The organism is Streptomyces sp. NPDC001381 (genome assembly GCF_042895685.1).
Classification (GTDB): domain Bacteria; phylum Actinomycetota; class Actinomycetes; order Streptomycetales; family Streptomycetaceae; genus Streptomyces.
Genome location: NZ_JBIAWO010000005.1, coordinates 610,327 through 630,832, shown reverse-complemented (window position 1 = coordinate 630,832; position 20,506 = coordinate 610,327). Strand labels below are relative to the sequence as shown.

The following is a 20,506-nucleotide window of genomic DNA, read 5'->3' as shown; positions in this document are numbered from 1 at the left end:
GATGTTCCGGGTCACGTGCCGGTGGTGTCAAGGTCGACGAAAGGAGAAATTCAGCGGGCGGGAAGCCTGAAAACAGACTTCCCGCCCCGAGAGCGCGGAGGGGAACGGAGTTCAGCCGCTCAGCACACCGGTGCCGAGCAGCCCGAACAGCAGGACGCCGACGGCGATCCGGTAGATCACGAAGGCGTTGAAGGAGTGCTTGGCGACGAACTTCAGCAGCCAGGCGATGGAGGCGTAGGCCACCACGAAGGAGACGGCGGTGCCGACGACCAGCGGGGCCGCGCCCGCGCCGGTGCCGAGCGCGTCCTTCAGCTCGTACAGGCCCGCGCCGGTCAGCGCCGGGATGCCGAGGAAGAAGGACAGGCGGGTGGCGGCGACCCGGTCCAGGTCGAGGATGAGCGCCGTGGACATGGTGGCGCCGGAGCGGGAGAAGCCGGGGAAGAGCAGCGCCAGGATCTGGGAGCTGCCGACCAGCATCGCGTCCTTGAAGGAGGTGTCGTCCTCGCCGCGCTTGTGCCGGCCCATCTGGTCGGCCGCCCACATCACACCGCTGCCGACGATCAGCGAACCGGCGACCACCCAGAGGGAGGCCAGCGGGCCTTCGATGAGCGGCTTGGCGGCGAGACCGACGACGACGATCGGGACGGTCGCGTAGATCACCCACCAGGCGAACTTGTAGTCGTGGTGGACGCGCTCCTCGCGGTGGCGCAGGCCCCGGAACCAGGCCGACACGATCCGGGTGATGTCCTTGCGGAAGTACACCAGCACGGCGGCGATCGCGCCGACCTGGATCACGGCGGAGAACCCGACGACGGCGTCGTCGTCGACCGGGATGCCCATCAGGCCCTCGGTGATCTTCAGATGGCCGGTGGAGGAGACGGGGAGGAACTCGGTCACTCCCTCGACGGCTCCCAGGACGACGGCTTGGCCGACGGAGATGGCGCTCATGGAATCCAGTTCTGCGTGGGTCGACAACTGCGGTGGACAGTCCTACCAGGCGAATCCTGGCGGGCGTGGCGCGGCGGACCGGCTACGGCCACACCGCCTGGCCTATCGCGACCCCGGCGAACGCGGCCCCGAGGCCCGCCAGCACGCTCCCGAGGACATTGGCGGCAGCGTAGAGGCCCGCGCCCGTCTCCGTCAGCCGCAGCGTCTCGTACGAGAACGTCGAGTACGTCGTCAGCGCCCCGCACAGGCCGGTGCCCAGGAACAACCGCAGGTCGGGGCCGACGGCGCCGGCGCCGGTGAGGATGCCGAGGATCAGACAGCCGGTGACGTTGACGGCGAAGGTGCCCCAGGGGAAGACCGAGTCGTGCCGCGACTGCACCGCGCGGTCGGTCAGATAGCGCAGAGGGGCGCCGATCATGCCGCCCGCGACGACGACCCACCAGTTCACAACGACTTCTTACCCTCCGTGTCCGCTTCGCCCTGGTTCGCTCCACGGCCCGCGTACCGCACGACATGGCACTCGTCGAGGACCACCAGCCCTTCCGTGACCAGCTCGTCGAGCTGGGGCAGGAAGGCCCGCACCCGGTCCTCCGTGTCGACGACGACCACGGCGACGGGCAGGTCCTCGCTGAGCGAGAGCAGCCGTGAGGTGTGGATCAGCGAGGACGCGCCGAAGCCCTCGACGCCGTGGAAGACGCTGGCGCCGGCCAGTCCGGCCGCGCGGGCGCGGTGCACGATCTCGGTGTAGAGGGGCTTGCGGTGCCAGGTGTCGTTCTCGCCGACGAAGACGGTCAGGCGCAGGGCGTTGCCGGTCAGTCTCGTCATCACTGCCTCCACAGCAGAAGCCGGCGCGTCGCGGTCGCCGCGAGCCACACGGCCGCGAGTGCCGCGCACAGGGTCGCGGCGAGGTAGGCGAGGGCGGCGCCCGGGCGGCCCGCGTCGACCAGCCGCTGGATGTCGACGGCGTACGTCGAGAAGGTCGTGAAACCCCCGAGGACACCGGTGCCGAAGAAGGGGCGCACCAGCCGGTGGACGGTCAGGGCCTCGGTGATCAGCACCAGGAAGACACCGATCACCGCGCAGCCGACGACGTTCACCCCGAGGGTGGTCCAGGGGAAACCGCCCGTGCGTGTGGGCCACCACAGCGTGGCGGCGTAGCGGGCGGCGGCACCGATCCCGCCCCCGACGGCGACCACGGCGACCACCGGGAGCCGGCCGCTCCCGGTGGTCCCGCGGGGGGCGCCGGTGCGGAGGCTCTCGGCCTGCGGGGCTGTCATGTCGTACGTCTCCTGACCGGTCCCTGACCGCCGCTGTTCTCCGGGGCGATCACGGCCGGGCACCAGCGTAGCGCCGTCTCACTTGGTCACGGGCGCCTCGCAGACGGCGATCCCGCGCTCCCACAGGCTGCCCAGGACCAGGCGGCCACCGGTCTCGCAGACGCTGGTGACCATGCGGAAGCCGGAGCGGCGGCGGGTGAGGTGTTCGAGGATCCGGCCCTCGTCGTCGACCGCGAGGACCCCGGTCGTGCCCGAGGGGCGGAAGGGCGCGCGCAGGGCCACGCGGGCGGCACGGCGGCGTGCGGCGGGGCCCGCGCGGTGGAGGAGGTCGAGGGGTGGGACGCGAGGGCCGGCCAGGGCGACCCGGATCGGGCCGTCGGGAGCGCCGCGCCACATGTTGTCGGGGAAACCCGGCAGGTTCTCGGCGAGGGGTTCCGCCTGGCCGGCGCGGGGGCCGGTGAGGTGGAAGCGGGTGAGGCGGCGGGCGCCGGTCTCGGCGACGACCAGGAACGAGTCGTCGGCGCCGCGGACCAGGCCGTTGGCGAACTGCAGCCCGTCCAGGACGACTTCGGCCTCGCGCCGGCCCGGCTCGAGGCGCAGCAGGCGGCCGGTGCCGGTGTGTTCGACGATGTCCCCCATCCAGTCGCGCAACGGGTGGACCCGGCTGGAGACGGTGAAGTAGACGGTGCCGTCGGGCAGGGCGACGACGTTGCTGCAGAACCGCAGCCGCTCCCCCGCCGCCGATTCGGTCAGCACGCGGACGTTGCCGGGGCCGCGCTCGGGGTCGAGGCGCAGCAGAGCGCCGTCGGCGTCGCAGACCAGCAGGTCACCGTCCGGGAGGAGTTCGAGGCCGAGGGGACGGCCGCCGATCTCGCCGATGTGCTCGACGCGGGCCGAGGACGGGTCGTCCAGGCCGTCGATCCGCAGGATCCGTCCGTCCGCCACCCCGGTCAGCACACGTCCTCCGGGGTCGGCCACGACGTCTTCGGGGCCGTGACCGGGGAGAGTGAGGTAGCTGGTCGGGACGAGGGCCGTCCGACGGTCCATGAGGTTCCGTCCTTCCTGGAGGAAGTGGCCATCCTCGCAGGCAGGGGTGTCGGCGACGGGCCGTACCCGTGGTGTTTTGCCGGGGCTTTCCGGAAACGGTTCTCCGTGGTGCCGCCCCGCCGCACGGCGTGCCCGGGCGTCCCTTCCGCCCGCCCTTCACCATCCCTTTTCGAACATGCGCGCCACCTCGGCGATGCGCACCTCGTCGCGCCGGTAGTAGACGCGCCGGCGTACGCGGGTGGCGCGCAGCAGGCCGAGGTCGGTGAGCAGGGTGAGGTGGGTGTCGGCCACCCGGCGGCGCACTCCGAGTTTCGCCGCGATGGCGTCGGCGGTGACACCGTCGTCGGCGAGGTGGCCGTGCCGCTGGGGCGGGAAGTGCCGGGCCGGCTCCTTCAGCCACTCCAGGATGTCGAGCCGCCGCTCACCGACGGGAGTCCTCAGCATCGTCGTCCCCCTCCGTCCGGGCCTCCTCGTGCCGCGGCTCCCCACTCTTGCGCAGTCTGGGGCGCCGTGTAGGGAACTTGTGAAGGCTTGGCTGGGATCGAACACCCTTGTCATGGAGGGGTGTTCGGATCAGGAGGCCCCATGGACACGGTCGCCGCGACGCGGAAAGGCCCGGCCGCGGGTGCGGCCGGGCCCCCGGTTCACCGGGTGACGTGGTCAGCGGTGGCTGAACCACGCCATCGAGGACAGGGCCTTGTCGTCGTAGCCGAACAGGGCCTGGTTCTCCCAGCCGTTGCCCGAGGTGGCGTCGGCGGGGTCCCAGCCGTTGCCGCTGACGGCGGTCCAGGTGGCCTCCCAGTAGAAGACACCGAGCCCGCGGCCGTTGGGAACGGCTTCCACGATGTTCGCGACGGCGTTCATCCACGCCAGCTGGCCGGCCGCGCTGGCCGGGTAGCCGGAGACCAGCTCACCGGTGGTGTCGATCTGGTTGGTGAGCGAGTCGTCGCTGTCGAGACGGAAGGGGTAGGCCGTCTCGGCGATGAACACCGGCTTGGCGTAGCGCGAGGCCACGTCGTCGAGGGTGGTCTGGGCGGCGGCCGGCGAGCCGTGCCAGTAGCCGTAGTACGACAGGCCGATCACGTCGTAGGTGATGCCGTACGTCTTGGCGTTGTCGAACCACCAGCGGACGGTGGCGTCGTCACCGGCGTTGGCCAGGTGCAGTGCGACCTGTGTGCCGGAGGAGACGGCCTTCACCGCGCTGTAGCCGGAGTTGAGCAGCCCGGCGAGCTGCGACCAGTTGTCCGTGGAGCCCTCGGACCACAGCATGCCGCCGTTGATCTCGTTGCCGACCTGCACCATGTCGGCCGTGGTGCCCTGTGCCTTCAGCGCGTTGAGCACGTCGTACGTGTGGTTGTACACGTCCGTCTTCAGCTGGCTGTAGGAGTGGCCGGACCAGGCGGAGGGCTTGGTCTGCTTGCCCGGGTCGGCCCAGGTGTCCGAGTAGTGGAAGTCGACCAGCAGTTTCATGCCCGCGGCCTTGACCCGCTTGGCCATCGCCAGCACGCGCGTCTTGTTGTTGTAGCCGTCGGCGGGGTTCACCCAGACCTTCAGGCGCGCGTAGTTCATGCCGGCGTTCTTGAGGATGGTGACCGCGTCGCCGGTGGTGCCCGAGCTGGTCCGGTAGACGCCGCCGAGGGCCTCGCTCTTGGCGAGCGACGAGATGTCGGAGCCCTTGACGGACAGGCCGGTCGATCCCGACGTGAAGGTCAGGTCGTCGACGTTGATCCAGTTGCCCGCTTTCGCGTCGCTGTTGATGCTGATCGTGCACTGGTTGTTCGTCACGTTGACCGACGTGACGATCCGGACCCAGCCACTGGCCGACACCGGCAGGTCCGTGCGCTGTTCCGAACTGCCGCAGTTCTTCAGGGCTATGTAGGCGGAGTTCTGGCCGCCGCCGGAGCGGACCCAGGCGGTGAGGGTGTGGTACCCGTTGGTCAGCCCGGACAGGTACTGGTACGTCTCCACCTTGTAGGCGGTGGACGCCCAGTGGGTCAGACGGTAACTGCCGCCGTGGCCACCGGACTCGGTGAAGGAGGCGGAGTTCTGCCCGGCCGCCGAGTACGTCGACCAGCCGGACGGGGTGGCGGTGCCGGTGCCGTCGGACTCGAAGCCGCCGTTGCTGAGCGTGGCGGCCGCCTGGGCGGTCTGCGCGGGCAGGGCCGTGAGGGCGAGCCCCGCGACGAGCGGCAGGAGCAGGGCTCTGAGGGTGCGTCTGGGATGGAACATCGTCGTCCGTCGTCCCTTCGACGTGATGGGGATGGGGTTCCCTCCCGAGGTGGGCGCCCCGCGGGGGCTCTCTCGTGAGGGGCCCCCTCCGCCCGCGGCTCGCGGCTCCACGGGCGGAGGGGGAGTCGGCTCAGCCGTCGAGTCGGACGACCCGTACGGCTCCCGCCGGGACCGCGAGGCGGCCGGCGGCGCGTTCGCCCGTCAGCAGCTCGGTGCCGGGCGTCTCCAGCGGCACCTTGGCGTCGGTGGCGGTGTGATTGACGGCGAAGAGGTAGCTGCCGCTCTCGCCGGAGCGGCGCACGACCTCCACGTCCCGGGGCAGGTCGGCGCGGGGGGCGAGCCGGGCGTCCTCGGCGGCCCAGCCGATGAGGGCGTCCAGGCCCTCGTGGCCGAGGCGGGTGGAGACGTACCAGGCGGTGCCCTCGCCGAGGCGGTGCCGGGTGACGGCGGGGTGTCCCGCGGTGAGGCCGTCGGCGTACGTCCAGACGGTCTCGGCGCCGCGCGGCACCACGAACTCGGTCCACACGTCGCCGCCGAGTTCGGAGCCGTCGGGACCGGTCAGGCGCACGTCCTGGCCCGGGAGCAGCGGGGAGAACTCCTCGACGGTCAGGCCCAGGACGTCGCGCAGCGCGCCCGGGTAGGCGCCCTCGTGGACGGCGTCGTGCTCGTCGACGATGCCGGAGAAGTACGACACGACGAGCGTGCCGCCGTTCTCGACGTACTCCCTGAGGTTGTTCCCGGCCGCCTCCGTCGTCAGATAGAGGGCGGGCACCACGACCAGCGGGTACGCCGACAGGTCGGACTCGGGGTGGGCGAAGTCGACGGTGAGGTGGCGGTCGTAGAGCGCCTCGTAGAAGGCGTCGGCGCGCTCCCTGGCGTCATGGTCCTCGCTGGGGCGCCAGGCGAGGTTCTGCGCCCACCAGGAGTGCCAGTCCCAGAGCACGGCCACGTCGGCCTCGGTGCGGGTGCCGCGGATCGTGGCCAGCGAGTCGAGGGAGGCGCCGAGCTCGACGACCTCGCGCCACACGCGTGTGTCGGTGCCGCCGTGCGGGACCATCGACGAGTGGAACTTCTCGGCACCGCGCCGGGACTGCCGCCACTGGAAGAACATGGCGCCCTCGGAGCCCCGGGCCACGTGGGCGAGTGAGTTGCGGGCCATCTGGCCGGGGGCCTTGGCCGGGTTGCGCGGCTGCCAGTTGACGCCCGACGTGGAGTGTTCGAGGAGGATCCAGGGGGCGCCGCCCGCGACCGAGCGGGTCAGGTCGGCGGCCATCGCCAGATTGACGTGGGTACGGCGGCCGTCGGTGATCAGATAGTGGTCGTTGGTGACGATGTCGACCTCGCGGCCCCAGGCCCAGTAGTCGACGGAGTCGCACTGGCTGAGGGCCGTCATGAAGTTGGTCGTGACGGGGACGCCGGGCGCGAGGCGGTGCAGGATGTCGCGCTCCGCGCAGAAGTTCTCGCGCATGGTGGCGTCGGCGAACCGCCGGTAGTCGAGGGCCTGGCCCGGGTTGCCGACGGTCGGGGTGGCACGCGGCGGGTTGATCTCCTCGAAGCTCGCGTAGCGCTGGCCCCAGAAGGCGGTGCCCCAGGCCTCGTTCACCGCCTGCACCGTGCCGTACGTCGTCTCCAGCCAGCGGCGGAAGTGGGCGGCGCAGGAGTCGCAGTAGCAGGCGGAGACGGGGACGCCGTACTCGTTGTGCACGTGCCACATCGCGAGCGCCGGGTGGTCGCCGTAGCGCTCGGCGAGCCGGGTGGTGATCGCCGCGGCCGCCGCGCGGTAGTCCGCGTTGCTGTGACAGATGGCGCCGCGGGAGCCGAACTCGTAGCGCACGCCCTCGGACGTCACGGGCAGCGCCTCGGGGTGGGCGCGGTAGAACCAGACCGGCGGGACGACGGTGGGGGTGCCCAGGTCGACGCGGATGCCGTTCTCGTGCAGCAGGCCGATGATCCGGTCCAGCCAGCCGAAGTCGTACACCCCGGGCGAGGGCTCGAGCAGGGCCCAGGAGAAGATCCCGACGCTCACCATGGTGACGCCGGCCTCCCGCATCAGCCGGACGTCCTCCTGCCAGACGCTTTCCGGCCACTGTTCGGGGTTGTAGTCCCCACCGAAGGCGAGCCTGGTGAGGCCCCTGGGGGTGGTCTCCGGCATGGATGTCTCCCGTTTAATCGATCATTTGGGAACGTGCACACACTGCGGCGGCGTTCGGAGCCCAACATAACCGCACAGCAACAACCATTGACAAGTGTCCGGGATGTTTCTCTACTGTGAACGCTCACAGACAGCATGACGGGGCCCCGCGACGGGCGGGGACCCAGGTCGTGCCATTCGCATGGCAGGTTTCCGCACCCGGCGGGGACCCAGGTCAGGGGAGAGATCCATGCCCAACACGAAGCGCCGTCGCCTCGTGGCAACTGCTGTTGCCGTCGCTCTCGGCAGCACCGCCCTCGCCGCCTGCGGCTCGTCCGACGGTGACAGCAAGGCCGAGTCCGGTCCGGTCTCGCTGACGTACTGGACCTGGACGCCCGGCATGGACAAGGTCGTCGACCTCTGGAACAAGGGCCAGGGCAAGAAGGACCGGATCACCGTCACGGTGAAGAAGCAGGCGTCCGGCGACACGCTGGTCACCAAGATCCTCACCGCGCACAAGGCGGGCAAGGCGCCCGACCTGGTCCAGGCCGAGTACCAGGCGCTGCCGACGCTGGTCAGCAATGACGCGCTGGCGGACATAGCGAAGAACGTCGGGGACGCGAAGAGCAAGTTCGCCGACGGTGTGTGGCAGCAGACCACGCTGGGCACGGACGCGGTCTACGCGGTGCCGCAGGACATCGGCCCGATGATGTTCTACTACCGCGCCGACCTCTTCAAGAAGTACGGCCTGACGGTCCCGACGACCTGGGACGAGTTCGCCGAGACCGCCCGCGCGCTGAAGAAGAAGGCGCCGGACACGGACCTCACCACGTTCTCCGCCAACGACTCCGGTCTGTTCGCGGGCCTCGCCCAGCAGGCCGGCGCACAGTGGTGGACCACCTCCGGCGACAAGTGGAAGGTCGGCATCAACGACGCGGCCACCAAGAAGGTCGCCGACTTCTGGGGCGGCCTCGTCAAGGAGGGCGCCATCGACAACCAGCCGATGTACACCCCGGCCTGGAACAAGGCGCTGAACACCGGCAAGCAGATCGCCTGGGTGTCGGCCGTGTGGGCGCCCGGCACGCTGACCACCGCCGCGCCCGACACCAAGGGCAAGTGGGCCATGGCCCCGCTCCCCCAGTGGTCGGCGAACGAGAACGTCACCGGCAGCTGGGGCGGCTCCTCCACGGCCGTGACGACGGACTCGAAGCACCAGGAGGCCGCCGCCGAGTTCGCCGCCTGGCTGAACACCGACGACGAGGCCCTGCAGGCGCTGGCCAAGGAGAGCGGCATCTACCCGGCGGCCACCAACGCCCAGATCAGCGGCGCCTTCTCCACCCCGCCGGAGTACTTCTCGACGCAGCCGGACTTCTACACGCTGGCCGCCGGCATCGCGAAGACGACGGCGCCCTCCGCCTGGGGCCCGAACGTGAACGTGGCCTACCAGACCTTCAAGGACGCCTTCGGCGCCGCCGCGAAGAACAAGTCCGACTTCTCCGCCGCCCTGGACGAGATGCAGGACGACACGGTCGCCGACCTCGAGAAGCAGGGCTTCGAGGTCTCCGAGTGACCACCGCACGCCGGACGTCGTACGGGGTCGAGGAGGCCCCGTACGCCCTCCCGTCTCCCGCCGGTGCCCTCAGACGAGCGCGAAGCGCCCCCTACTTCTTCCTCCTCCCCGCGACACTCCTCTTCGCCCTGTTCTTCGCCCTGCCCATCGGGTACGCGGTCTGGCTCAGCTTCCACAAGGTGAAGGTGTCCGGGCTCGGCCTGGGCGCCGGTGCCCGGAAGGAGGTCTGGGCCGGCATCGAGAACTACACCGACGCCTTCACCGACAGCGAGCTGGTGAACGGCGCGCTGCGCGTCCTCGGGTACGGCTGCGTCGTCGTCCCGGTGATGCTGGGCCTGGCCCTGCTGTTCGCGCTGATGCTGGACTCCGAGAAGGTGCGGCTGGCCCCGTTCACCCGGCTCGCGATCTTCCTGCCGTACGCCATCCCCGGCGTGGTGGCGGCGCTGCTGTGGGGCTTCCTGTACCTGCCGGACGTCAGCCCCTTCTACTTCGTGCTGGAGAAGCTGGGCCTGCCGCAGCCGGACCTGCTGGACGGCGGTCCCCTGTACCTCGCCCTCTCCAACATCGCGGTCTGGGGCGGCACCGGCTTCAACATGATCGTCATCTACACCTCGTTGCAGGCCATCCCGGCCGAGGTCTACGAGGCGGCGAAGCTGGACGGCGCCACCCCGCTGCAGATCGCGCTGCGGATCAAGATCCCGATGGTGGCGCCCTCGCTGGTGCTGACCTTCTTCTTCTCGATCATCGCCACACTCCAGGTGTTCAACGAGCCCACCACCCTGAAACCGCTCACCAACTCCGTGTCCACGACCTGGAGTCCGCTGATGAAGGTGTACCGGGACGCGTTCGGCACGGGCGACATCTACCAGGCGGCCGCCGAGGCCGTGATCATCGCCCTCGCCACGCTGGTGCTGTCGTTCGGCTTCCTGCGGGCCGCGAACCGTCGTAACAAGCAGGAGGCAGCACTGTGAGCTCTCTTGCCGTCCACAAGGCGCCGTCGGCGGCCGGTGCGACCGGCGCCGCGCGGAGCCGCCCGCCGCTGCGCGGCCGGGTCGCGCTGGTGCCGACGATCACGCTGCTGCTGGGCGCGGTCTACTGCCTGCTGCCCGTGGCATGGGTGGTGATCGCCTCCACCAAGTCCGGCCGTGAGCTGTTCTCCACGTTCACCTTCCTGCCGGGCACGGGCTTCGCCGACAACATCAAGGACCTCAGCTCCTACCGCGACGGCGTCTACTGGAAGTGGCTGGGCAACTCCGCCCTGTACGCCGGCCTCGGCGCGCTGCTGTCGACCTGTGTGTCGGCGTTCAGCGGGTACGCGCTGGCGACCTACCGCTTCCGCGGCCGTGAGTCGATGTTCAACATCCTGCTCGCGGGCGTGCTGATGCCGCCGATCATCCTGGCCGTCCCGCAGTACCTCCTGCTGGCCCAGGCGAACCTCACCGACTCGTACTGGTCCGTGCTCCTGCCGCAGATCCTCTCCCCGTACGGCGTGTACCTCGCGCGCATCTACGCGGCCGCGGCCGTGCCCGGTGACGTGGTGGAGGCGGGCCGGATGGACGGGGCGGGCGAGTGGCGGATCTTCACGCGGATCGCGCTGCCGATGATGGTGCCCGGGCTGGTGACGGTGTTCCTGTTCCAGTTCGTGGCGGTGTGGAACAACTTCCTGCTGCCGTACATCATGCTGAGCGACGACGAGAGGTTCCCGATCACGCTGGGTCTGTACACGCTGCTGGAGCAGGGCTCGAACCAGCCCGCGCTGTACACGCTGGTGATCACCGGGGCGTTCCTGGCCGTGATCCCGCTGGTGGCGCTGTTCCTGGTGGTCCAGCAGTTCTGGAGTCTGGATCTGCTGTCCGGGGCCGTAAAGTCATGACCATGAGCAATGGTGCGGGGGGCCGGCGCAAACCGCCGACGATCCACGACGTGGCCCGGGAGGCAGGGGTCTCCCGGGGCACCGTCTCTCGGGTGCTCAACGGCGGGCACTACGTCAGTCCCTCCGCGGCGGAGGCGGTCAACGCCGCGATCCGCAAGACGGGTTACGTCGTGAACCGGCACGCCCGCTCATTGATCACCGGCCGCTCGGACTCCGTGGGCTTCCTGCTGACGGAGCCCCAGGAGCGGTTCTTCGAGGACCCCAACTTCAACGTCCTGCTGAGTGGGTGCACCCAGGCCCTGGCGGCGCACGACATCCCGCTGCTGCTGATGCTGGCGGGCACGAAGGACGAGCGGCGGCGCATCACGCGGTACATCACCGCGGGTCACGTCGACGGGGTGCTGCTGGTCTCCAGCCACTCCGGGGACCCGGTGGCGGAGGAACTGCGCGAGGCGGGGGTGCCTCTCGTCCAGTGCGGCAAGCCGATGGGGCTCCGCTCCAAGGTGAGCTACGTGGCCGCGGACGACCGGGACGGCGCCCGTGACATGGTGCGCCACCTGCTGTCGCTGGGCCGCCGGCGCATCGGCGTGGTGAGCGGCCCGCTGGACACCCCGGGCGGAGTCGATCGCCTCGCCGGTTACAAGGAGGTGCTCACGGAAGCGGGCATCGAGGTCGACGAGCGGCTCATCGTCTCCGGCGACTACAGCCGGGCCAGCGGCCAGGCGGGCGCCGAACGGCTGCTGGCGCAGGCGCCGGACATGGACGCCGTGTTCGTGGCGTCCGACCTCATGGCCCAGGGCGCCCTGACCGCGCTGCACCAGGCGGGCCGCCGGGTTCCCGAGGACGTGTCCGTGGGCGGCTTCGACGACTCCGTCGCGGCGACGGAGGCCACCCCGCCCCTCACCACGATCCGTCAGCCCTACGACCGGATCAGCGCCGAGATGGTGCGCGTGCTGCTCGCCCAGATAGGCGGTGAGGATCCGGCGGCGGTGATCCTGCCGACGGAGCTGGTGAAGCGGGAGTCGACCTGACGGATCGCCGGCGGGGCCGGTCACGAGGACCGGCCCCCGTTTCCGTGCTGTGCCGTGCCCCACGATCCGGTCAGGATTCGAGAAGCGTCCTCCCCTGCCCTCGGCCTAGCGTGAAACCACCGACGCCGACGATCCCGTCGGCGGCACGCACCAGCGAGGAGTGACCAGCCATGGCTGACGGACTGCAGACGATCATCTACCCCGTCAAGGACCTCGACCGGGCGAAGGCCGTGTTCAGCGCGTTGCTGGAGGTCGAGCCGTATGCGGACGAGCCCTACTACGTCGGCTTCAAGGCCGCCGGCCAGGACGTCGGCCTCGACCCGAACGGGCACGGCAAGGGCATGACCGGCCCGGTTCCGTACTGGCACGTCACGGATCTGCGCGAGCGGCTCGCGGCGCTGCTGGCGGCGGGCGCGGAGCTGCTCCAGGACGCGCACGACGTCGGCAACGGCCGGCTGATCGCCTCCGTGAAGGACCCGGACGGCAACCTGGTGGGGCTGCTCCAGGACCCCTCGTAGCGAACTGCTTGCATCCGCACTAGTTGCACTGTCAAGGAAAGGCGGAGACGGTGTTACCGTGCGGGTATGGCAGCGAAGACGGCCGGGGCGGGCCTCGAGGAACGGTGGCGGGACATCCTGTCGGTGCACGCGCGCACCATGTGCGAGATCGACCGCGCGCTGCACCCGCACGGCCTGGGCGCGAGCGACTTCGAGGTGCTCGACGTCCTCGCCGCCGAGGCGCCCCTGCGGGGCGACCAGTGCCGGGTGCAGGACCTCGTCGGGCGGGTGCACCTCAGCCAGAGCGCTTTGTCCCGCCTCATCGGCCGGCTGGAGAAGGACGGTCTCGTGGAGCGTGCCGTCTGCGTGGAGGACCGGCGCGGGGTGTACGTGACCCTCACCCGGAAGGGCCGTGACCTGCACTCCGAGGTGCTGCCGCTGCAGCGGGCGGTGCTGGAGCGGATGCTGGGCGGCGCTTCCCGGGCCTGATCCCCGTGCGTCCTTCCCACGGATCACCTGGCCGTGCCCGGCAGGCGCCGTCTGCCTACGACCGTGTCTCCCCCGGCCTGCGGTCCGCCGGCCGGCGCGGGGGGATCGGCGCCGACGGGAAGTCGCGCGGCCCTGTCCACAGGGCCGGGACCGCGTCGCAGCGGCGGCACAGTTCGTAGCCGAGCGCCTCGTAGTTGACCCGCCAGCCCTTGAAGTGCGGCCATGCCTCCTCGGTGTCGCGTTCGGCCCGGAAGCCGGCCGACTCCAGCATCGACACCGCCGCGTCGAACTCGACGTAGGTCAGGCGGACCGGGGCGTCCGGCGAGGGGTCGGAGTCGAAGGTGAAGCGGATCGAGCGGGCGATGTCCCGCAGGGCGGTGAATCCGGCGCGCAGCACGAGCCGGGCCTCCGGCGGGGCGGAACGCGGTGTCAGCGCGAGCTGCATGGCCGCCGCGTCCATCACCGCGATGAGCCCGACCAGCCAGCTGCGGTGCGGGCGCGGGGAGCGGAAGGCGAGCAGCACGGGGTACGTCGAGTGGCTCTCCCCCATGTCCGAGGCCAGCCGCTCCCAGGCCCGGTACAGCTCGGGCAGGGCGGTCTCGGTGTCGACGAGCCACTGCCGGGCGAGGATCTCCGGACCCCAGGCGGGCTCGCCTGCCCGGGACTGGAGCAGGGTGACCTCCAGCTCACGGCGGTTGTAGGCGGCGTAGAGGGTGGGGAGGTAGGCGATCTGCAGGGCGATGACGACCGGGCCGGTGATCGCGGCGGCGAAGTCGAGGCCGGTCAGTCGCAGGCGGGCGCCGCCGGCGAAGCCCAGGGTGAAGAGGCTGGAGCCGGCCTCCCGGAAGGAGGTGGTCCAGTCCAGCGGGGACAGGGCGTACAGCAGCAGGCCGTACCCGATCAGGGCACCGACCAGCCAGATCCCCAGCATGCCGACCAGCATCAGCGGGGCGAGCCAGGCCTGCAGACGGTCGATGGCCTCGTAGCCGCGGCGCAGGGCGGCCAGGTGCAGCAGGCGGCGCAGCGTCCACCACAGCCGGTACACCACCACGGAGTACAGGCCGCGCGGTACGACGAGGGTCCGCAGGATGCTGCCGAGGACCAGCGCGAGCACGAGTCCGCCGGCCACGCCGGAGAGCCAGATCATGCGGTCATTCTGGATCACGTGCCCGGGGCGGACCGTTCTCTCCGTGCAGCGGTTCGCGCCGGAGCGGCCGGCCCCGCGGCCCGCGTGCTCCGGCGCCCTCCGCCGGCTGAGGTCTTCGGTCCGTGCGGGATCCTCTGTCCCGCTCCGGGTCTCCGGCTCACCTGACGAGCAGGGTCCGTACTCCTTCGGAGGTGAGCGTCAGCGGGTGCTCGCCGGCCGCGTCGATCGCGAGCGACAGTTCCTCGGCCGGCCACTGCGCGGCGAGCGCGCCGAGGGGCACCAGACGGTAGCGGTCGACACCGGGCAGCAGTCCGGCCATCTCCGGTTCGGAGGTGAACACCGGTACGACGGGTGCGCCGCCGGGGTTCTCCAGCACCGGCAGGGCCACCGTCGCGGGGTTGGTGACGTCCTCGTCGGTGGCGTCGTCGGGCACGGGCACCAGCACGTCGCAGTGCGCGAGCGTGTCCAGGGCCGTCGTGTCCTCGGTGTCCCGGGCCAGCGCGTCCAGCGCCCACTGGGCGGGGTTGGCCTTGCGGTCGTGGGCGGGCGTCTCCATGGCAGATCCCCTCGTCGCGGCGGTCGTACGGCCCGCTCCGGAAGCATTCCCTCCGGGCGGGGTCCGGCCACGCGTACCCGACGGGGCGAGGATCAATCCCCTCGCTCCCCGGGGTTGACCCGGCCGCGCCGGGGCGGAGGGGAGGCGAGGAGACCGGCCGAGGGGAGGCGAGGGCGCGGCACTCGCTAGGTGGTGTGCCGCCGGGCCGACTCGTTCTCCTGGGCCATGCGCCGGAGTGCCATCAGGGCGGGTTCCAGCAGGACGGTCAGCAGCAAGGCGCGTTCGGCGGTCTCCAGCGGGTCCTCGATCCCGTCGAGCTGGTCGAGGTCGAGCACCGCGGTGTGCTCGGCGAGGCGGGCGTACGGCAGCAGGGTGTGCCAGTCCAGGGGGACGCCGAGGGCACGCAGTGAGCCGAGGGTCTCGGCGAGGGTGGCGCGGGCGGGTGCCGCCTCGTGCACGTCCCAGCCCAGCTCCCTGACGAGCGCGTCGACGTCGGCCGCCTCCGGGACCTCGTCGGCGGGCTTCTCCCCCACCCGGACGGAGCCCAGGGCGAGGCCCAGGAGGCGGTGGGTGTCGCCGGAGTGCTCGGCGAGGGCGTCCAGCACCTCGCGGGTGGTGCTGACCGACAGGCCCCGCACGCCGGTCAGGGCGCGGATCAGGCGCAGCCGGCGCAGGTGCTGGTCGTCGTACTCGGCCTGGGTGGCGGCCGTCTGACGGCCGGGCGGGAGCAGGCCCTCGCGGAGGTAGTACTTGATCGTCGTCACGGAGACGCCACTGCGGCGGCTCAGTTCGGAGATGCGCATGCGGTTCGGCTCCGATTTCGTGCGGCCCCACTCTTGAAAACTGGATACCTCTACTGTCTAACATAGATAGTAGAGGTATCCAATTACCCCGCACCGTCGGAGAGAAGGCCTCAGCCATGCCCACCCTGCGCTGGACGACTGTCAGCACCCCCGCACCCGACACCGAGGCGTTCGTGATGGCGTCCCGGTTCGAGGTCCGCTCGTTCAAGGACGTACCGCGCTTCCTCTGGAAGTCGCTGGCCGCGTGGCGGCAGGTCTCGGGCGCGCCCGGCGCGTACGGCGCCTCCCTGATCGCCGAACCCCTCAAGCGCACCTTCTGGACCCTGTCGGCCTGGGAGGACGAGAGCGCCCTGTACACGTACGCGAGGAGCGAGCCGCACCGGTCGGTCATGACCGGCCTGCGGCCCACGACGAAGGAGTCGGTCTTCACGTTCTGGCAGGTCCCGGCCGCCGGACTGCCCATCGACTGGAACGACGCCCGCCGCCGCATCGCCGAGCAGGCCCGCTCCGGTGCCTGACCGCCCCCACCCAGGAGAGATCCCCGCCATGACCCTGTCCGAAGAGAGCCCGGTCCTCGACGCACCGGCCGTCTCCACCCCCGGGGCCCGGAGCCGACGCACACCGCTCTGGCTCGCGATCGTCGCGGCCGCCGTGCCGATGTTCATGGTCGCGCTGGACAACCTCGTCGTCTCCACGGCCCTGCACACCCTGGCCGTGGACCTCCAGGCGGACACGCAGGAACTGCAGTGGTTCGTCAACGCCTACGTGCTCAGCTTCGCCTGCCTGCTGATGACCGGCGCCGCCCTCGGCGACCGCTTCGGGCGGCGGCGGGTGTTCGTCGTCGGCATCGCCCTGTTCACCCTGGCCTCCATCGGCTGCGGGCTGTCCGACACCAGCGCCCAACTGATCACCTTCCGCGCGCTCCAGGGCCTCGGCGCGGCCGCCGTGATGCCGCTGTCGCTGACCCTGTTGTCGCAGGCCGTGCCGGAGCGGCTGCGCGGCATGGCCCTCGGGGTGTGGTCCGGGGTGAGCGGTCTCGCCGTGGCGATGGGCCCGGTGGTCGGCGGCGCGGTCGTCGACGGCTGGGACTGGCGGTGGATCTTCTGGATCAACGTGCCGGTGTGCGTGATCGCGATCCCGCTGGTGCTGTCCGCCCTGCGCGAGAGCTCGCTGCCCGGCGTCCGGCTCGACCTGACCGGCATGGTGCTGGCGGCGGCCGGGCTGTGCGCCGTGGTGTGGGCGATCGTGCACGGCGAGCCCGACGGCTGGACCTCCTGGAAGGTGCTGGGCGCGTTCGCGGCGGGCGTGGCGCTGCTGGCCGGGTTCGCCCTGTGGGAGGCACGGGTCCCCGCGCCGATGCTGCCGCTGTCGTTCTACCGGGTGCGGGCCTTCACCCTCACCAACTTCGTGTCCGCGGCGATGTACTTCGGGGTCTTCGGCTCCCTGTTCCTGCTCGCCCAGTACCTCCAGATCGTGCCGCCGCGCACCCCGCTGGAGGCCGGTGTGCGCACCCTGCCCTGGACGCTGATGCCGATGTTCGTCGCCCCCGTCGCCGGACTGCTCACCGACCGGGTGGGCGGCGGCCGGCTGATGGCTCTCGGCCTCTTCCTCCAGGGGGTCGGCCTGGGCTGGATCAACCTGGTCGCCGACGTCGACACGGAGTACGCGTCCCTGGTCGGCGCGATGATCGTGGCCGGCGTCGGCATGGGCTTCGTGTTCGCCCCCACGGCGGCGGTCGTGCTCGGTTCGGTCGCCGGGGAGCACGCGGGCAAGGCGTCCGGCGCCAACGCCACCGTGCGCGAGATCGGCGGCGCGCTCGGCATCGCCGTCCTCAGCACGGTGTTCGTGGCACACGGCAGCACCGTGGAGCCGCGGCAGTTCGTCGACGGCCTGCACCCCGCGGTGTGGGTCGGGGTCGCGGTGGTGTTCGCCGGCGCGCTGTGCGCCCTGGGGATTCCCCGGCGGCCGCGGCCGTCCGAGTCCGCACCCGCCCATCCGCACACCTGAGCGGACCCCCGCTTGAATGATCGAAGGGGCATCGGGTTAGCATCTGAGCGCCACCTAGCTCGAAAGATAGGCCCGTGACGCTCAACGACGATTCGTTCACCAACTGGAAGAACCGCGAGGAGATCGCGGAGTCGATGATCCCGATGATCGGGAAGCTGCACCGCGAGCGGGATGTGACGGTCCTGCTGCACAGCCGCTCCCTGGTGAACAAGTCGGTGGTCAGCATCCTCAAGACCCACCGGTTCGCCCGGCAGATCGCGGGCGAGGAGCTCTCGGTCACCGAGACGCTGCCGTTCCTCGAGGCGCTCACCACCCTGGACCTCGGCCCGTCCCAGATCGACATCGGCATGCTCGCCGCCACCTACCGGGCCGACGACCGCGGTCTGTCGGTCCGCGACTTCACCGCCGAGGCCGTGGCGGGCGCCACGGGCGCGAACAAGATCGACCGCCGGGAACCGCGTGACGTCGTCCTGTACGGCTTCGGCCGCATCGGCCGGCTCGTCGCCCGGCTGCTGATCGAGAAGTCCGGTTCGGGCAACGGCCTGCGGCTGCGCGCCATCGTGGTGCGCGGCGGCGGCGACCAGGACCTCGTCAAGCGGGCGTCGCTGCTGCGCCGGGACTCCGTCCACGGCCAGTTCCAGGGCACGATCACGGTCGACGAGGCGAACGGCACGATCATCGCCAACGGCAACGAGATCAAGGTGATCTACGCGAACGACCCGACCGAGGTCGACTACACCGCGTACGGCATCGACAACGCCATCCTCATCGACAACACCGGCAAGTGGCGCGACCGCGAGGGCCTCTCGAAGCACCTGCGGCCCGGTGTCGACAAGGTCGTCCTGACCGCCCCCGGCAAGGGCGACGTCCCGAACATCGTCCACGGCGTCAACCACGACACCATCAAGCCGGACGAGCAGATCCTGTCCTGCGCCTCCTGCACCACCAACGCGATCGTCCCGCCGCTGAAGGCGATGAACGACGAGTACGGCGTGCTGCGCGGTCATGTGGAGACCGTCCACTCGTTCACCAACGACCAGAACCTGCTGGACAACTACCACAAGGCCGACCGCCGCGGCCGCTCGGCGCCGCTGAACATGGTGATCACCGAGACCGGTGCCGCGTCCGCCGTCGCCAAGGCGCTGCCCGACCTCAAGGCCCCGATCACCGGCAGCTCCATCCGGGTGCCGGTGCCGGACGTCTCGATCGCGATCCTCAGCCTGCGGCTGGGCCGCGAGACCACGCGCGAGGAGGTCCTCGACCACCTCCGCGAGGTCTCGCTGACCTCGCCGCTCAAGCGCCAGATCGACTTCACCACGGCTCCCGACGCGGTCTCGATGGACTTCATCGGCTCGCGTCACGCCTCGATCATCGACGCCGGCGCCACCAAGGTCGACGGGGACAACGCCATCCTCTACCTCTGGTACGACAACGAGTTCGGCTACTCCTGCCAGGTCGTGCGCGTCGTCCAGCACGTGTCCGGGGTGGAGTACCCGACCTACCCGGCCACGAGCGTCTAGCCCGGCGGCGCCGGGGAGGGGCAAACGTCTTCCGGCTTCCGGCTTCCGGCTTCCGGAAAGGCACGTTCCCCTCTCCCGGCCCGTCGCGGGACCACCGATGCAGTAACGTCGGGCCGTGACGGATCACGCGACCGGGGACCCCGCGGGCCGACGGCCCGTGGGCGGCGGCAGGCGGCGCCGCGGCGCCACGGGCCAGGACAAACCCAGCACCATCCGCGACGTCGCGGCCCGGGCGGGAGTGTCGGTGGCGACCGTCTCACGGACGCTGGCCGGCAACTACCCCGTCTCCGAGGCGACCCGGGCCCGGGTGACGGCCGCGGTCGAGGCGCTGCACTACGTGGTGAACGTCCACGCCAAGGCGCTCTCCGGCGGGGTCCCCGGCCCGATCGCGCTGGTCCTGCACGACATCACCGGCCCGTCCCTCGCCCATGTGGCCGCCGGGGTGGAGCAGGAGGCGGCGACCCGGGGGCGGCTGAGCCTGGTCTGCGCCACCCACGGCGATCCGGCCCGCGAGGACGATCTCGTCCAGCTGATGCGGGAACACCACGCCGCAGCGGTGGTGCTGGTCGGCGGCGCGGAGATCGACGACGCGTATCACGCGCGGATGGCCGGCTACGCGAAGGGGCTGGCCTCAGCGGGGTCCCGGCTGGTCCTGGTCGGCCGCCCGCCCCTGCCCGCCGGCCTGCCGGCCACGGTGATCGAGTACGACAACCGCGGCGGCGCCTTCCAGGCCTCCGCGCACCTGCTCACCGCCGGGCACCGGCGCGTCCTGTTCCTCGGCGGCGAGACCGGGTTCAGCACCGCCGAGCAGCGCCGGGCCGGCCACCTGGACGCGCTGCGCGCGCACGGGGTGCCGTACGAGGAGGACCTGGACGTGCCGGGTCCCTACACGCGTACCTCCGGCTATCTGCGCACCCGGGACGCCCTGCGCGCCGGGCTGGGGTTCACCGCCGTCTTCGCCGGCACCGACATGGTGGCCCTCGGCGCGCTGGCCGCGCTGCGGGAGTTCCGGCTGAGCGTCCCGGACGACGTCTCGGTGATCGGCTACGACGACGTGCCCTTCGCGGCTGACCTGACCCCGGCCCTGACCACCGTCCGGGTGCCCTACGAGGACCTCGGCCGGTCCGCCGTGCGGCTGGCCCTGGAGCGGGAGGAGCGGGTCTCCGGGGACGACCACGTGATACTGAGCACACAGTTGGTCATCCGCCAGTCAGTGCTCCCACCCACCTGAACCACCCGTACGCCCGAGCCGGACCACGTACCCGACCCGACCAGACGCCCCCGCGCCGAATGGACGGCCGAACCAGGCAGACACCGGAGCCGGACGGCCCCCCGAGCCAGACCAGACACCCGAGTTGGCCAGGCCTCACCGAGCCAGACC

21 protein-coding genes are annotated in these 20,506 nt (G+C 71.1%); 10 read left to right on the top strand and 11 right to left on the bottom strand.

Features of this window, described 5'->3' with window-relative positions; genetic code table 11:
* Nucleotides 1-111: 111 nt before the first annotated feature.
* The 8 genes from ACFY2L_RS25535 to ACFY2L_RS25500 all read right to left on the bottom strand — a co-directional run bounded on the left by ACFY2L_RS25535 (nt 112) and on the right by ACFY2L_RS25500 (nt 7,653).
* Nucleotides 112-948, bottom strand: a complete 837-nt coding sequence (locus ACFY2L_RS25535; protein WP_390657688.1) for an undecaprenyl-diphosphate phosphatase — start codon at nt 946-948, stop codon at nt 112-114.
* Nucleotides 949-1,030: 82 nt separating this feature from the next.
* Nucleotides 1,031-1,396 (bottom strand): fluoride efflux transporter CrcB, encoded by a 366-nt coding sequence (crcB, locus tag ACFY2L_RS25530; RefSeq protein ID WP_390657687.1) that lies wholly within the window; start codon nt 1,394-1,396, stop codon nt 1,031-1,033.
* Nucleotides 1,393-1,773, bottom strand: a complete 381-nt coding sequence (locus ACFY2L_RS25525; RefSeq protein WP_390657686.1) for a DUF190 domain-containing protein — start codon at nt 1,771-1,773, stop codon at nt 1,393-1,395. Before ACFY2L_RS25525 ends, crcB (ACFY2L_RS25530) begins: the two co-directional genes overlap by 4 nt.
* The gene (crcB, locus tag ACFY2L_RS25520) at nt 1,773-2,225 is read right to left on the bottom strand and encodes a fluoride efflux transporter CrcB (protein WP_390823459.1); all 453 of its coding nucleotides are present in this window, start codon (nt 2,223-2,225) and stop codon (nt 1,773-1,775) included. The genes ACFY2L_RS25525 and crcB (ACFY2L_RS25520) overlap by 1 nt, the downstream gene beginning before the upstream one ends.
* 78 nt (nt 2,226-2,303) lie before the next feature.
* On the bottom strand, nt 2,304-3,272 hold the full coding sequence (locus tag ACFY2L_RS25515) for an SMP-30/gluconolactonase/LRE family protein (RefSeq protein ID WP_390823458.1): 969 nt from the start codon (nt 3,270-3,272) through the stop codon (nt 2,304-2,306).
* 156 nt (nt 3,273-3,428) lie between these two features.
* Complete coding sequence (locus ACFY2L_RS25510) at nt 3,429-3,716, bottom strand: ArsR family transcriptional regulator (RefSeq protein ID WP_390657683.1); 288 nt, start codon at nt 3,714-3,716, stop codon at nt 3,429-3,431.
* 216 nt (nt 3,717-3,932) lie between these two features.
* Nucleotides 3,933-5,501, bottom strand: coding sequence for an arabinogalactan endo-beta-1,4-galactanase (locus ACFY2L_RS25505; protein WP_390657682.1), 1,569 nt, complete (start codon nt 5,499-5,501; stop codon nt 3,933-3,935).
* A gap of 130 nt (nt 5,502-5,631) precedes the next feature.
* Nucleotides 5,632-7,653, bottom strand: coding sequence for a beta-galactosidase (locus tag ACFY2L_RS25500; protein ID WP_390823457.1), 2,022 nt, complete (start codon nt 7,651-7,653; stop codon nt 5,632-5,634).
* Nucleotides 7,654-7,882: 229 nt separating this feature from the next.
* On the opposite strand from ACFY2L_RS25500, the gene ACFY2L_RS25495 reads away from it, so the two are divergent.
* The 6 genes from ACFY2L_RS25495 (at nt 7,883) to ACFY2L_RS25470 (ending at nt 13,092) form a co-directional block, all read left to right on the top strand.
* Nucleotides 7,883-9,202, top strand: a complete 1,320-nt coding sequence (locus ACFY2L_RS25495) for an ABC transporter substrate-binding protein (protein WP_390657680.1) — start codon at nt 7,883-7,885, stop codon at nt 9,200-9,202.
* Complete coding sequence (locus tag ACFY2L_RS25490) at nt 9,199-10,173, top strand: carbohydrate ABC transporter permease (RefSeq protein ID WP_390657679.1); 975 nt, start codon at nt 9,199-9,201, stop codon at nt 10,171-10,173. Before ACFY2L_RS25495 ends, ACFY2L_RS25490 begins: the two co-directional genes overlap by 4 nt.
* Nucleotides 10,170-11,075 carry a carbohydrate ABC transporter permease gene (locus ACFY2L_RS25485; RefSeq protein WP_390823456.1) on the top strand — a complete coding sequence of 302 codons (906 nt, stop codon included), beginning with the start codon at nt 10,170-10,172 and terminating at the stop codon, nt 11,073-11,075. The genes ACFY2L_RS25490 and ACFY2L_RS25485 overlap by 4 nt, the downstream gene beginning before the upstream one ends.
* A complete protein-coding gene (locus ACFY2L_RS25480) occupies nt 11,072-12,106 on the top strand; it encodes a LacI family DNA-binding transcriptional regulator (protein WP_390657677.1) in 1,035 nt (344 codons plus the stop codon). The genes ACFY2L_RS25485 and ACFY2L_RS25480 overlap by 4 nt, the downstream gene beginning before the upstream one ends.
* A 170-nt stretch (nt 12,107-12,276) precedes the next feature.
* A complete protein-coding gene (locus ACFY2L_RS25475) occupies nt 12,277-12,624 on the top strand; it encodes a VOC family protein (RefSeq protein WP_390657676.1) in 348 nt (115 codons plus the stop codon).
* A 66-nt stretch (nt 12,625-12,690) separates the two neighbouring features.
* Nucleotides 12,691-13,092 carry a MarR family winged helix-turn-helix transcriptional regulator gene (locus ACFY2L_RS25470; RefSeq protein WP_390657675.1) on the top strand — a complete coding sequence of 134 codons (402 nt, stop codon included), beginning with the start codon at nt 12,691-12,693 and terminating at the stop codon, nt 13,090-13,092.
* A 55-nt stretch (nt 13,093-13,147) separates the two neighbouring features.
* Here the strand turns inward: ACFY2L_RS25470 and ACFY2L_RS25465 are convergent, their stop codons facing one another.
* From ACFY2L_RS25465 to ACFY2L_RS25455, 3 genes are all read right to left on the bottom strand, one after another.
* Nucleotides 13,148-14,239: a hypothetical protein gene (locus ACFY2L_RS25465; protein ID WP_390823455.1), complete on the bottom strand. Its 1,092-nt coding sequence runs from the start codon at nt 14,237-14,239 to the stop codon at nt 13,148-13,150.
* A gap of 157 nt (nt 14,240-14,396) precedes the next feature.
* Nucleotides 14,397-14,795: an SseB family protein gene (locus tag ACFY2L_RS25460; protein ID WP_390657673.1), complete on the bottom strand. Its 399-nt coding sequence runs from the start codon at nt 14,793-14,795 to the stop codon at nt 14,397-14,399.
* Between the two features lie 185 nt (nt 14,796-14,980).
* Complete coding sequence (locus tag ACFY2L_RS25455; RefSeq protein WP_390657672.1) at nt 14,981-15,598, bottom strand: MerR family transcriptional regulator; 618 nt, start codon at nt 15,596-15,598, stop codon at nt 14,981-14,983.
* 116 nt (nt 15,599-15,714) lie between these two features.
* Between ACFY2L_RS25455 and ACFY2L_RS25450 the strand changes: the two genes are divergently transcribed.
* The 4 genes from ACFY2L_RS25450 (at nt 15,715) to ACFY2L_RS25435 (ending at nt 20,356) form a co-directional block, all read left to right on the top strand.
* Nucleotides 15,715-16,116: a DUF3291 domain-containing protein gene (locus tag ACFY2L_RS25450; protein WP_390823454.1), complete on the top strand. Its 402-nt coding sequence runs from the start codon at nt 15,715-15,717 to the stop codon at nt 16,114-16,116.
* A 28-nt stretch (nt 16,117-16,144) separates the two neighbouring features.
* Nucleotides 16,145-17,605 (top strand): MFS transporter, encoded by a 1,461-nt coding sequence (locus ACFY2L_RS25445; RefSeq protein ID WP_390823453.1) that lies wholly within the window; start codon nt 16,145-16,147, stop codon nt 17,603-17,605.
* A gap of 74 nt (nt 17,606-17,679) precedes the next feature.
* Nucleotides 17,680-19,125 carry a glyceraldehyde-3-phosphate dehydrogenase gene (locus tag ACFY2L_RS25440; protein WP_390657669.1) on the top strand — a complete coding sequence of 482 codons (1,446 nt, stop codon included), beginning with the start codon at nt 17,680-17,682 and terminating at the stop codon, nt 19,123-19,125.
* Nucleotides 19,126-19,240: 115 nt separating this feature from the next.
* Nucleotides 19,241-20,356, top strand: coding sequence for a LacI family DNA-binding transcriptional regulator (locus ACFY2L_RS25435; protein WP_390823452.1), 1,116 nt, complete (start codon nt 19,241-19,243; stop codon nt 20,354-20,356).
* The last annotated feature ends 150 nt before the right edge of the window (nt 20,357-20,506 follow it).